The 12819-nt window shown below is 37.1% G+C and carries 13 protein-coding genes and 2 tRNA genes; 7 read left to right on the top strand and 8 right to left on the bottom strand.

The features are described from left to right. Positions 1 to 93: 93 nt before the first annotated feature. Positions 94 to 990, bottom strand: a complete 897-nt coding sequence (locus JNG87_RS05025; protein ID WP_202842118.1) for a hypothetical protein — start codon at positions 988 to 990, stop codon at positions 94 to 96. Positions 991 to 1102: 112 nt separating this feature from the next. Here JNG87_RS05025 and JNG87_RS05020 point away from each other — a divergent pair, with 112 nt between their 5' ends. Both JNG87_RS05020 and JNG87_RS05015 read left to right on the top strand, forming a co-directional pair. Beyond that, positions 1103 to 1831, top strand: a complete 729-nt coding sequence (locus tag JNG87_RS05020; protein ID WP_202842116.1) for a glycine-rich domain-containing protein — start codon at positions 1103 to 1105, stop codon at positions 1829 to 1831. Positions 1832 to 1845: 14 nt separating this feature from the next. Next, positions 1846 to 2196 (top strand): hypothetical protein, encoded by a 351-nt coding sequence (locus tag JNG87_RS05015; protein ID WP_202842114.1) that lies wholly within the window; start codon positions 1846 to 1848, stop codon positions 2194 to 2196. Positions 2197 to 2259: 63 nt separating this feature from the next. On the opposite strand, the gene JNG87_RS05010 is transcribed toward JNG87_RS05015, so the two are convergent. Then, complete coding sequence (locus tag JNG87_RS05010) at positions 2260 to 2469, bottom strand: hypothetical protein (RefSeq protein WP_062672875.1); 210 nt, start codon at positions 2467 to 2469, stop codon at positions 2260 to 2262. A 126-nt stretch (positions 2470 to 2595) separates the two neighbouring features. Next, positions 2596 to 3783, bottom strand: a complete 1188-nt coding sequence (mnmA, locus tag JNG87_RS05005) for a tRNA 2-thiouridine(34) synthase MnmA (RefSeq protein ID WP_110008986.1) — start codon at positions 3781 to 3783, stop codon at positions 2596 to 2598. A gap of 189 nt (positions 3784 to 3972) precedes the next feature. On the opposite strand from mnmA, the gene JNG87_RS05000 reads away from it, so the two are divergent. Continuing rightward, the gene (locus JNG87_RS05000; RefSeq protein WP_202842112.1) at positions 3973 to 4500 is read left to right on the top strand and encodes a hypothetical protein; all 528 of its coding nucleotides are present in this window, start codon (positions 3973 to 3975) and stop codon (positions 4498 to 4500) included. Positions 4501 to 4642: 142 nt separating this feature from the next. Here JNG87_RS05000 and JNG87_RS04995 read toward each other — a convergent pair whose 3' ends face one another. Then, positions 4643 to 7177: an ATP-dependent Clp protease ATP-binding subunit gene (locus tag JNG87_RS04995; protein ID WP_202842110.1), complete on the bottom strand. Its 2535-nt coding sequence runs from the start codon at positions 7175 to 7177 to the stop codon at positions 4643 to 4645. A gap of 150 nt (positions 7178 to 7327) precedes the next feature. On the opposite strand from JNG87_RS04995, the gene JNG87_RS21645 reads away from it, so the two are divergent. The 4 genes from JNG87_RS21645 to JNG87_RS04980 are packed head-to-tail and all read left to right on the top strand — an operon-like array spanning position 7328 to position 10087. Then, positions 7328 to 7552: a uroporphyrinogen decarboxylase gene (locus tag JNG87_RS21645; protein ID WP_110008987.1), complete on the top strand. Its 225-nt coding sequence runs from the start codon at positions 7328 to 7330 to the stop codon at positions 7550 to 7552. Further along, complete coding sequence (locus JNG87_RS04990) at positions 7552 to 8649, top strand: glycosyltransferase (RefSeq protein ID WP_202842108.1); 1098 nt, start codon at positions 7552 to 7554, stop codon at positions 8647 to 8649. Before JNG87_RS21645 ends, JNG87_RS04990 begins: the two co-directional genes overlap by 1 nt. A 44-nt stretch (positions 8650 to 8693) precedes the next feature. Further along, on the top strand, positions 8694 to 9113 hold the full coding sequence (locus JNG87_RS04985) for a SufE family protein (RefSeq protein ID WP_062672886.1): 420 nt from the start codon (positions 8694 to 8696) through the stop codon (positions 9111 to 9113). Positions 9114 to 9163: 50 nt separating this feature from the next. Then, positions 9164 to 10087 (top strand): glycosyltransferase family 9 protein, encoded by a 924-nt coding sequence (locus JNG87_RS04980; RefSeq protein ID WP_202844224.1) that lies wholly within the window; start codon positions 9164 to 9166, stop codon positions 10085 to 10087. Here JNG87_RS04980 and JNG87_RS04975 read toward each other — a convergent pair. The 4 genes from JNG87_RS04975 to JNG87_RS04960 all read right to left on the bottom strand — a co-directional run bounded on the left by JNG87_RS04975 (position 10077) and on the right by JNG87_RS04960 (position 12785). Continuing rightward, positions 10077 to 11198, bottom strand: coding sequence for a glycosyltransferase (locus JNG87_RS04975; RefSeq protein WP_202842106.1), 1122 nt, complete (start codon positions 11196 to 11198; stop codon positions 10077 to 10079). The genes JNG87_RS04980 and JNG87_RS04975 overlap by 11 nt on opposite strands. Before the next feature lie 117 nt (positions 11199 to 11315). After that, a tRNA-Val gene (locus JNG87_RS04970) sits at positions 11316 to 11390 on the bottom strand. A 33-nt stretch (positions 11391 to 11423) separates the two neighbouring features. Next, positions 11424 to 11498 (bottom strand) — tRNA-Val (locus tag JNG87_RS04965). 42 nt (positions 11499 to 11540) lie between these two features. Next, entirely contained in the window at positions 11541 to 12785 is a 1245-nt protein-coding gene (locus JNG87_RS04960; RefSeq protein WP_202842104.1) for a bifunctional folylpolyglutamate synthase/dihydrofolate synthase, read from the bottom strand. Positions 12786 to 12819 lie beyond the last annotated feature (34 nt).

Genomic DNA, 12819 nt, shown 5'->3' with positions numbered 1-12819 from the left:
CGAAATAGTCTTATTCCGGGGCCATGGTATAGAGATTGATGATGATGTTTATTGTTGAATTATTTTTTGTCCGATAATCTTTATTTTTTTTAACTATCTGTAATCTATTCTGTTAGATTCGGTATCTTCAAGTTGTTTAACAATTGATTCAGGTATTTCGTCACTGTCAATGGGAAAACTGATGGAATCAGAAATGAAGTTTTTTCTGTCCGCTTTTCTGAAGATTTCAAACAGGGCAATCGGCTCTTGGTTGAAACTGATGCAGGTGCTTATGAAATGGATTTCGTGGAGTTTATAGTCCGGGTTTTTAAGTTTTTCTTTAATATCCTTTATCCTTGAAATGAAATGCCTCTGACGGATAAAAGTATTGCTGTTCATAATGATGAAAACATAGTCAGAATAGGCTGTCACCTTTCCGAAATATTTGTGATGATCACCGCCGCTTCTTTCAATAAAATATTCTCCGGTGGTTTCAGACTTGTAAATTTCCATCGCAGAGCGCCATATACGGTCTTCTTTTGCCATCAAAGGATTATCGGGTAGATTTCTGTTATAAGAATACCAGCAGCCTACTAAACGGTCTAAAAGTGCCGTATTCATATTGGCATTATTCATGTCGATCCTCAAATCATTAAAATTGAATGCCTCCGTATTTGAATTGATGAAATCTATATAATTGGAATACCCTAAAACTTTGACGATTAAACTCAGTTTAGCAAGGTTGGGTCTGCTTAAAGCAGCATTTTCATTCTGTTTAAATTTTTTCAGTTTGTTGATGATCAGATGTTCATACAGATAATTCGTTCCCAGAAGATCTGGCTCTTTTTTGATCTGTTTTTCTGAATGATCATTGATAATCAGCTCATTCAGTTCAGCGGTTATATAAGACCATTCGGTTTTGGTAACATCTTCCCAATGGTTTTTCTTTAAAAATTGCCGGCTTAAGAAATTCATGAGTTTCTCAAGATGCAGGATATCTTCCTTTTTCATGGTGTGTATTTGTAAGACTAATTTAAGACTTTTATCAAACCAAAAAAGATTTTTGAAAGACCTTTATATTATATAATCCATGGATATTTGAATAGAAACAAAAATCAAAACAATGGAAACAAAAATGCTATTACAAAATGAGTCCCTTTGGAACAGGATACAGGAATTTTCTCTGGATGCTACCGGTGCTGAGTTCCCTTTCTCAAAAAAACTCGCAAAAGAAGAACGCTGGAGTCTTGATTTCGCCAGAAAAGCAATTGAAGAATACAAAAAGTTCGTGTATCTCTGCTGTATTCTTCCGCATGGAGCTTCTCCCAGTAACATCGTTGACAAAGTTTGGCATATGCATCTGATCTACACCCAAAATTATTGGGAGGAATTCTGTCCCCATATCTTAAAAAGGCCACTTCATCATCATCCATCCAAAGGTGGTTATGCGGAAAAAGAAAAACATCAGAACTGGTTTGAAGATACTTTAACAGGTTATCGGCAGATTTTCCGGCAAGAAGCACCTGAAGAAATCTGGAGAGAGCGTAAGAAAAAGTCAACATTGCAATCATGGCTTAGAAAAATGGCCTTCTTTGCTCCCATATTGGTGTTATTGCTTTTATTTTCGTGTACAGAAGGAGATAACTTTTCAGGGTTAATAGTTACTGCAGTTGTATTTGGGATTATTTTTATTCTGGGAACGATCGTTTCAATCATAGGAGATCAGGAGGTTTCTGACCCTAACAGAAAAGATAAACAAAATAATGACGGAGGAAGTTGTGGCGGATCAAGCTGCAGCGGAGGAGGTGGTTGTGGAGGAGGCTGCGGTGGTTGTGGGGGATGCGGAGGATAATAAAACTAATCATTATGAAAAAACTCATCATTTATTCAGTTCCGGTTGTGATAGGCTTTATGTGGCTTATGGCAGTCCATCAGACATTTAATCCGGTTATTCTTAAAGGACCTGACTTTCTGAGGTTCTATCTCATCCTGATCCTCGGATTTTATGCTTCGCTTTTTATTCTAAAGTCTTTGAAAATAGCTATTTCGAGTACAACACTTTATTTTGCGGGATTTATTTTATTATTGGGAATTATCAAACTTATCAGAGGGTTCTTGTTGGGAAAACCTGTTGGGTTTCTTGTTATGATCTTAATCGCAGAATGTATTGTTACATTGGTTTTTATCTCAGGTTATGTAAATGAAAAGATAAAATAAAATTTATTATTAAAAACAAACCCGAAACAAAAATGTTCCGGGCTTTATTATGTGTTGTTGATATTAAATATCTTTCTTTTCTTCTTTTGCGGGCTGATAGCCATATTTTCGAACCATAACGGAAGTCAGGACTACCAAAATAAGACTGATCGCGATATTGGAGTTTTCCGGATGTACAATGGCCTGATAAAGATTATAACCGAAAATAGAGGATACAACTGCAATCAGAATATTGTTTACATAAGCATACTGGTTTTTTGTAGATGTTTTCATAGTAGTATTTTTTATTGTTATTTACTCCGTAAGTATGATAACTTAAAAAACGTTACAGAAAAATTTCAAAAAAATATTTTCTTAAAAAAAACAATCTCAATCACCCGAATCCCGTACCCGAAACTCTTACGAAATCACACCACTGCCGATCAGCTCCTCATCAATATACCATGAAGCAAACTGTCCTTCAGCAATAGCAGACTGAAGTTCATCAAATTCAATATAAAAAGCATTTTCAAACTGATACAGGGTTGCTTTCTGCAAAGGCTGTCTGTATCTGAATCTGGCCATTACTTCCATAGATCCTCCGTTCTGAAGTCTCAAATCCTCACGAACCCAGTGCAGTTCAGAATTGTCTATTTTCAAAGCTTTTTTATGAAGACCCGGGAAATGGCTTCCTTCTCCTACGAAAAGGATGTTATTTTCCATATCTCTGGAGATGATAAAACAGCTTTCTTTGTGTCCGCCTATACCAAGGCCTTTACTTTGTCCGATCGTGAAAAACTGGGCACCCTGATGTTTCCCGATTACTTTTCCGTCAGATTTTTTATAATGGATTTTTCTTGATAAAAATTCAAGTTCTTCTTCTTTGGATGAGAATTCAGGTTTTTCTTCCGAAAATAGAGGAGAATCCTTGAAAATTTCTACGATTTCCCCTTCATTTGGTTTCAATTGCTGTTGTAAAAACTGGGGAAGACTTACTTTTCCGATAAAACATAATCCCTGAGAATCTTTTTTATCTGCCGTTACCAGTCCGATTTCTTTTGCAATTTCTCTTACCTGAGGCTTTGTAAGTTCTCCAATTGGGAATAACGCTTTTGAAAGCTGATCCTGGCTTAGCTGGCAAAGAAAGTAAGACTGATCCTTATTGTTGTCTTTTCCGGCCAGAAGATGGAAAATTTCTTTTCCGTTTTCATCAAAAGTAGAATTTACCCTTGCATAATGTCCTGTTGCTACCTTATCGGCGCCCAAAGACATTGCGGTCTTCATAAACACATCGAATTTTACTTCTCTGTTACACAATACATCAGGGTTGGGAGTTCTGCCTTTTTCATATTCGGCAAACATATAGTCAACGATACGCTCCTTGTAAAGTTCACTCATGTCTATCACCTGGAAAGGAATTCCAAGTTTTTGTGCTACCATCAGAGCATCATTACTGTCCTCAATCCAGGGACATTCATCTTCTAATGTTACGGAAGCATCGTTCCAGTTTCTCATAAATAAAGCCACTACGTCATGGCCTTGCTGCTGCAGCAAATATGCTGTAACACTAGAATCTACACCTCCAGAGAGGCCTACTACTACTTTCATTGTATTCAATTTTACGAAACTCTTAACGGGAGTTCTTAGTTTGATGCGGCAAAAATACAATTAAAAAATTCGTAAAAAAACCATAATTTTAAACATTGATAAAAACGATAGCATATTGATTACCTTTTATCAGTCTCTCTGCAGACGGAAACAGAGGAGAACATAACTTTAAAAACAAAAATAGTATATATGAAAAAGTTTATTATTTCTATGATGCTGATAAGCTCAGGATCAGCATTTTCCCAAATTTCAGTAGGTGCACCGGTACAGGAAAACAGCAAATGGACTTTCGGAGGAGGTATTGGATTAGGATTTGGAAGCAACAGTGCCTTTAATCTGTCGGCTTCACCAAGAGTAGGTTACAGGTTTACAGATGATTTTGAAGGCGGTGTGGTAGGAAGTGTTTCGTGGCAGACTTCTGATTACTATAAATCTACTATGTTTGGAGTAGGTCCTTTTGTCAATTATTATTTTGCCAGATCATTTTACGTGGGAGCCAACTATCAGCATTATTTTGTTGATTACAAGGATAAATACTACGATTATAAATACAATACGGAAGAAAATGCATTGTACCTTGGAGGAGGATATATGCAGCGGATCGGGAATAATTCCTTCATGCAGCTGGGGTTAATGTACAATGTGCTTTGGAAACAGAATTCCAGTGTATTTTCCAGCGGTCTGATCCCGACTATTGGTTTTGTGGTGGGGCTTTAAAGGTTCATTTATCAAGAGGAACGGGCTTTAACCCGTTTAGTCAGAAAACAAAATTCATCCGGCTTCAGCCAAAGCTTACAAAACAAAAATCCCCGGGAAACTTCCCGGGGATTTTCTATTTGAAATTAAATTATTTATTTAATTAAGATTGAGAAGACTTTTCAGCCGATTTCTTAGCTTTCTGTGTTTTCCCGATCAGTCCGTCTTTTGCTTCATTAAGATCAAGAATTACGGTTTCTCCTTCGCTCAATTGCTTGTTTACCAGCATTTCTGCCAATAAGTCCTCAATATATTTCTGAATTGCACGTTTCAGTGGTCTTGCTCCGAAATCTTTATCCCATCCTTTTTCAGAAATAAAGTCTTTTGCTTCTTCAGTAAGATCCACTTTATATCCTAATTTTTCAAGTCTGCCATAAAGCTTATTCAGTTCAATATCAATGATTTTCTTGATATCATCCTGTACAAGAGAGTTGAAGATCACAATATCATCAATTCTGTTTAAGAATTCCGGTGCAAATGCTTTTTTAAGGGCATTTTCAATGGTACTTCTCGCTCTTGAGTCTGAAGTGGTTTTCTTCGCAGAAGTTCCGAATCCTACACCGTCTCCAAAGTCTTTAAGATCTCTTGTTCCGATGTTTGAAGTCAGAATAATGATGGTATTTCTAAAATCAATTTTTCTTCCCAAGCTGTCTGTAACGTGTCCTTCATCCAAAATCTGTAGCAGGATATTGAATACATCCGGGTGAGCTTTTTCAATCTCATCCAAAAGAACCACTGCGTAAGGCTTTCTTCTTACCGCTTCTGTCAGCTGACCTCCTTCTTCGTATCCTACGTATCCCGGAGGCGCACCTACTAATCTTGACACCGCAAATTTCTCCATGTATTCGCTCATGTCGATTCTGATCAGAGATTCATCGGATTCAAAAAGCTCTCTTGCCATTACTTTTGCCAATTCGGTTTTACCAACCCCGGTTGTTCCAAGGAAAATAAAGGTACCGATGGGGCGGTTAGGATCTTTAAGACCAGCTCTGTTTCTTTGAATAGCTTTAACAACTTTCTTCACAGCATCTTCCTGACCGATTACTTTTCCGTTCAGTTTCTCATCCATTTGGGCAAGTTTGTCAAGCTCGTTCTTACCAACTTTCGTTACAGGAACTCCGCTCATCATAGAAACCACTTCCGCTACATTTTCTTCTGTTACGGTTTCTTTTTTCTCTTTTACATCCTTATCCCATTTTTCCTGAGCTGAATTCAGTTCCATCTGAAGACGTTCCTCTTCATCTTTCAGTTTTCTTGCTTCAAGATAGTCCTGAGCTTTTACCGCTTTCTGTTTCAGTTCTTTGATATCTTCGATTTTCTTTTCAAAATCAATAATTTCAGTAGGAACTTTCATGTTTTTGATATAAACACGGGATCCGGCTTCGTCCATTGCGTCAATTGCTTTGTCCGGTAAGAAACGGTCTGTTATATATCTTGATGTCAAATTGACACACGCCGCAATCGCTTCAGGTGTATAAATGACATTGTGATGCTCTTCATACTTATCTTTGATCTGGTTCAGAATCTGAATGGTTTCATCAATAGAAGTAGGTTCCACCATTACTTTCTGGAATCTTCTTTCTAAAGCTCCGTCTTTTTCAATATACTGACGGTATTCATCCAGGGTAGTTGCCCCGATGCATTGAATTTCACCTCTTGCCAAAGCCGGTTTGAACATATTGGAAGCATCTAAACTTCCTGTGGAACTTCCAGCTCCTACAATCGTATGAAGCTCATCAATAAATAAGATGACATCCCTGTTTTTCTCCAGTTCCGTCATGATGGCCTTCATTCTTTCCTCAAACTGACCACGGTACTTAGTTCCGGCAACTAAACTTGCCAGGTCTAAAGTGATCACACGTTTTCCGTAAAGAACTCTCGACACTTTTTTCTGTTGAATTCTTAATGCTAAACCTTCAGCGATCGCAGATTTACCAACTCCAGGCTCCCCGATAAGAAGCGGGTTGTTCTTCTTTCTACGCGATAAGATCTGAGAAACTCTCTCAATTTCTTTTTCACGACCGATCACAGGGTCCAGTTTTCCGTCTCTGGCCAAAGAAGTAAGGTCTCTACCAAAGTTGTCCAATGTAGGGGTTTTACTTTTTGCAGAACCTAGATTTCCTGTAGGTTTTCTCATTTGCTCAAATTCCTCTCTCTCATCATCATCATCGTAAGCACTCATCTGTGGAGACTGGCCTGAATTTTTAAGCATAGTCTGGTACTCTCTTGAAACTCCTTCGTAGTCGATGTCATAAGCTCCCAGAATATTTGAAGTAGGGTCCTCATATTTATAAAGAATACCTAAAAGCAGGTGAACGGTATTAATTTCATTGCTTTTATACTGTCGGCATTCTAACTCTGCACGTTTGATCGCATGATCTGCCATCTTAGTGAAAGAAATATTGGTAACCTCCTCAGAAATAGGATTAAGACTTGCTGTATTTAAAGTTTCAATTTTTCTTCTGATTTGTGTTAAATCCGCATTAAGGTTTTGAAGGATTTCTTTTGCAGAGTTTTCCGTTTTTATAATACCTAAAAGTAGATGTTCTGTATTAAGAAATTCACTTTTCAGCCTTTTAGCTTCGCTTTTGCTTTGTTTGAACACCTGGCTCAAACCTTGTGAAAACTTATAATCCATAATATATCTCATTAGAACAAAGGCAACATTACCTTTTATTCATTATCTAAATTACAAATATTTTACCAAAAATCAATTAATGACTTTATGGCAGAAAAAAATTTATTATCTTATTGAAAATGATTAAGTTTGTAACCTTAAATTTTCCCCATGAATCCTGAACTTACCACTTACATTGGCTATTCTGCTTCTCTTTTTATCGTATTGAGTTTCATACTGAAAGATGTAAAAAAAATCAGAGTGGTTAACATGATTGGCTGTATTTGTTTTGTCATTTATGGTATCTTTAATGGAATGCTTTGGCCGGTTATCATACCAAACGGGCTTATTTGTTTCATTCAAATCTATTATTTAATACTAGACAAGAAAGATTGATGAGGAAAAAAATTATTACTTCTGCTTTTAGTAATCTGTATACTGACCAACGGATAGAGAAGGTATGCAAAACCCTTTTTGATAACGGGTATTCCATAGATCTGATTGGTAACGATTGGGAAGGAAATGAAAAAATGGAACGTCCTTATCCCTTTTCCAGAATAGGATTGAAGTCTAAAAGCCTGAAGACCGCTTATTTTGAATTCAACTGGAAATTATACAAAGAACTGAAGAAAAAAGCGGACAAAGATACGATTCTCCATGCCAATGATATTGATGCACTTCTGCCAAATTATCTCATTGCCAGAAAACTGAACATCCCTTTGGTGTTTGACAGCCATGAAATTTTCACGGAAATGCCATCGGTTCAAAACAGGTTTTCTCAGAAATTCTGGAGAGTGCTGGAAAGAAAGCTGGTTCCCCATATGGAACTGATGATGACAGAAAGTGAAAGCTATGCCGAATGGTTTCATGAACAGTATAATGTCAATCCGGTAGTGGTTAGAAATATTCCGAGAAAAATTCTTTCAGCACCGGAAATTCCTGAAAATCATCCAAAGATCATTCTGTATCAGGGAGCGATTAATCAGTCGAGGGGAATTGAAAAAATGATTGTGGCCATGCATCATATTAAAGATGCTGTTCTGAAAATTGCAGGTGACGGCCCGAAGAAAAAAGAATACGAAGAACTTGTTATTCAGGAGAAACTTCAGGATAAAGTCTTTTTTCTGGGTAAGCTGAAACCGGAAAATCTCAGGGAAATAACAAAAACCGCTGATGCAGGATTCAGTCTCGAAGAAAATAATGGAGTAAGCTACTATTATTCACTTCCTAATAAGGTTTGTGACTATATCCAATCGAGAGTACCGCTTGTGATGATTAATTTTCCGGAAATGCAAAGGATAAAAAATCAATTTAATGTAGGAGAAGTTATTCCGGATCATCAGCCTGAAACCATTGAAAAAGCAATCAATCTTGTTCTTCAGAGAGGAAGACATTATTATCAGAGCGAATTAAATAAGGCAGCAGATGTATTTTGCTGGGAGAATGAAGAGACAAAAATCCTCCAACTTTTTGAAAAAGCATCCTGTAAATAATTTTTACAAAATTGGTTATCTTTGCAAAAGAAATTTGATTTAAAATGACCATTAAAGAAAAACAGCAGGAAATAATAGATGAATTCGCTTTTCTTGAAGATTGGGAGCAAAAGTATGAGTACATCATTGATCTTGGAAAAGAACTGAAAGGCTTGGCTGAAGATAAGAAAACAGAAGAAAATCTGATTAAAGGCTGCCAGAGCAAAGTTTGGATTGATGCTGAATTTAAAGACGGGAAACTTTTCTTTAATGCAGATTCTGATGGTATTCTACCAAAAGGGATCGTTTCTCTTTTAGTAAGTATTTACAGTGGACATTCCACTCAGGAAATCCTGGATTCTGATTTTGATTTTATCGGAGAAATAGGACTACAGGAGTTTCTTTCACCTTCCAGAGCCAACGGACTTATGGCGATGACAAAGCAGATCAAGTTTTATGCAGTTGCTTACCAACTGAAATCATAACCGTGACCAGAATTTTAGCATATCGTTTTTCCGCATTCGGAGATGTTGCGATGACCGTACCTGTTTTCAGAGAATTTCTGGAGCAGAACCCCGGTGTGGAAATTATTATGGTCTCCAGGAAAAATTTTGAGGCGTTGTTTACTGGAATTTCCAATGTAACTTTTAAAGGGATTGACCTGGATGATTACAAAGGTCTTTTCGGATTGAGAAAACTGAGTAACGAACTGATCCGTGAATTTAATCCGGATTGTATTGCCAATCTCCATGATGTAATCCGAACCAAGGTTTTAGACAGAATATACAGGAGGAAAGGGCTCAAGGTCTTTAAAATTGATAAAGGCAAGGAAGAAAAAGAACATCTTACAGATATCTGGAATCTGGAAAAGGTACAGCTGAAAAAAACAGTGGAACGTTATGCAGATGTTTTCCGTGAAATGGGCTTCAAAGTTGAACTCTCTCATCAATTAAGACCGGTTTCGGCGCAAAAATCCGGGATTGGTTTTGCCCCTTTTGCCCAGCATAAAGGGAAAATGCTTCCTTTGGCGAAATCGTATGAACTGGTAAGAATTCTTGCTCAGAAACATACGGTGTATTTCTTTGGAGGAGGTAAAAAAGAAACGGAAACTCTAGAAAAATGGGAAGCAGAGATTCCTAATACAGAAAATCTTGCCGGAAAATTAAATCTTACGGAAGAGCTCAATTATATTGCCGGACTGGAACTGATGATATCTATGGATTCTGCCAATATGCACCTCGCAAGTCTTGTGGGAACCCGATGTATTTCTATCTGGGGAGCTACTCATCCTTATGCAGGATTTCTGGGATTTGGACAAAGTGAGGAAGATGTTGTTCAGGTAAAAGACCTGAGCTGCAGACCATGTTCTGTCTTTGGAGATAAGGAATGTTACAGAGGTGACTGGGCCTGTCTTGAAGAATTTAATATCCAGAAAGTGGTGGACAGGGTTAATTTTTAAAAATTAGCTTTACTATTTCTTCTGCTTTAGCTTTGTCAGAGTGACTTGCTTCTAAAATATTCTTTCTTTTTTCATTGTCATCATAGTCTTTTTCAGCCGAGATGATAATCTGCTGACGGATTTGGCTCATATCATCGCTATACAGGCATAAATTTGTTAAAACCGGATCATCTGTAATATTCCCGTTAATAATCACGAAACGGCTGTTGTAAAGCGTATTGAAAAGCTTCACTTTTGTTCCTGAATTTTGGTAAGAAATTAAAATATTGGCATGAGCACCTTCCAGAAGACGGTAAAGGTTCTCTCTGGTTTGAATAGGAGTAAGGCTGATATTTTCAACGGCTGAGATTTTGTTTTTAATATCTTCACTGGCACGATCGGAGGCAACAATCAATTTATATTGTGGAAGCGTTTTAAATAAACCGATAGTCTCATTTAATGCTCTTTTATTGTCTGCAGTGGTGAGATCTCCATGAAATAGAAAATACTTTCCTTTTTGATCCAATTCCTTTACCGATTCATTACCGTGAAAGATATGAATCAGGTGTGCATTCTTTGAATAGGATTCAACTTCATGATATTCTTTCTCAGACAGACAGAATACAGCGTCAAATTTCTTTAAAAGTTTTTTCTGATATCCTGTATATTTTAAAGATTCAATGGAGTAGATGATCTTTTTGAATAGGTTGTTCTCCGATCCGGAAAGACCTTTATAGTACTCCTTTTCGTTATTGTGATAACGGAGGTAGAGTTTGTGGTCATTCTCTCTCAAAAACCGTATAATTTGCGTGGTTTGTAAACCCTCAAACAAGATGGGAGCTTTATTCCTGTCCAGATTTTTAATAAGTTCTTCAGATTTTCTGATCGCAGCAGCGAAAGGCGTTGATGAAAAATAAAGCAGAGGATTCTTCTTCTTTTTGTAAAAAAATACATTTTCTGTAATCTCTTTAATTTCTCTGTCAATGGTTGAAGGGATCTGATCTATGAAACAGTGAAGATGAATTTTTATTCCCATATCAGATATGGCCTTGATTTTATAATATACATCAATGATTCCACCATAGGAAGGAGGGTAGGGATAATTGAATGATATGATGTGGAGCTGCTTCAAGTTCGGCTATTCGATGTAGGCAAAGGTAGATAAATATAAGGAAAAGTGGAGGAGAAGCTTTATAAATTGCTTAGGGGTAAAATAAAAAAATCTCCCAGAAATCTGAGAGATTTTTTGTGGGTCCTGAGGGATTCGAACCCCCGACCCTCTGGGTGTAAACCAGATGCTCTGAACCAACTGAGCTAAGAACCCGAATTTTTTTGAAAGGTTTCGTTTCCTTTTCTGTGGGTCCTGAGGGATTCGAACCCCCGACCCTCTGGGTGTAAACCAGATGCTCTGAACCAACTGAGCTAAGAACCCTCTAGACTTGTTCTCTTGTTTAGAGTGGTGCAAATATACGACTTATTCTTTAATCTCCAAATTTTTTTCCAAAAAATCTCCCACTACAAAGTTGCTTCCGCCGATAAAAATCATTTCTTCATTTGTACATCGTTCTTTTGCAGAGAGATACGCTTCCTGTACAGAATCAAAAATTTTATAAAAAATTTTCGCCTCCTGAAGCAGATTTTCATAATCTTCCGGGTGTCTTCCCCTGTTGATGGATGGTTTTGCAAAATAGAACTCAGAATTTTCGGGAAGTAATTTCATCACATCATCTATTTTTTTGTCGTTCACAAACCCCAAAATAATATGCTTGTGCCTGTCAATTGAATTTAATTGTGAAAAAACATACTCCAAACCTGCCTGATTGTGTCCCGTATCACAAATCGTAAGCGGATGTTGTGAAAATTCAAACCAACGGCCAATAAATCCTGTATTCTGGTGAACATGGAGAAGTCCTTTTTCCAATGCTTCATCAGAAATATTTACTTTAAGTTTCCTTAATTCTTCTACAGCGGCCAGAACGACTCTGACATTTTTCTTCTGGTAATTCCCTTTCAGATCAGATTCCAGATCTGTATTGATAAGAGTGGCATCTATCAAAGCAGCATTTTCTTTCGTAGCTTTCTTTTTAATGATATTTTTGACAACTTCATTTTCGTCACCGGAAATAATCGGGATATGTTGTTTAATAATTCCAGCCTTCTCTGATGCAATTTCTTCGATGGTATCTCCAAGAATATTCTGATGATCCAGCTGAACATTAGTAATAGCCGAAATCAACGGTTTGATAATATTTGTTGAATCCAGTCTTCCTCCCAATCCAACTTCAATAATGGCAAAATCTACCTGCTGCTGATAAAAATATTCAAAAGCCATGATGGTCGTAAACTCGAAGAAAGAGGGACGGATGTCTTCCGGAATCGTTTTCAGTTTTTGAATAAAATCAAAGACAAATTCTTTATTACAGTTTTTTCCATTCACCTTTATGCGCTCTGTGAAGTCTATAAGGTGTGGAGAATTGTATAATCCTGTTTTATAACCGGCTTCCTGAAGAACAGATGCCAGCATATTGCTTGAAGAACCTTTTCCATTGGTGCCGCCAATATGAATACACTTTATTTTATCCTGAGGATTTCCAAAAAAAGCACAAAGCTTTGTTATATTATCAAGTCCAGGTTTATAAGCCTTCTGTCCATCTATCTGATAGTTGGGCATCTGTACGAAAAGCCAGTCGATAGCTTCCTGATATTGTTCATTTGTCATGGTGCAAAATTCCCAAAAGTTTTTTTAAAATAAA

The organism is Chryseobacterium cucumeris, assembly GCF_016775705.1.
GTDB lineage: Bacteria > Bacteroidota > Bacteroidia > Flavobacteriales > Weeksellaceae > Chryseobacterium > Chryseobacterium cupriresistens.
Note: the sequence above shows the minus strand (reverse complement) of the source record. Positions and strands in the feature narration are given on the sequence as shown.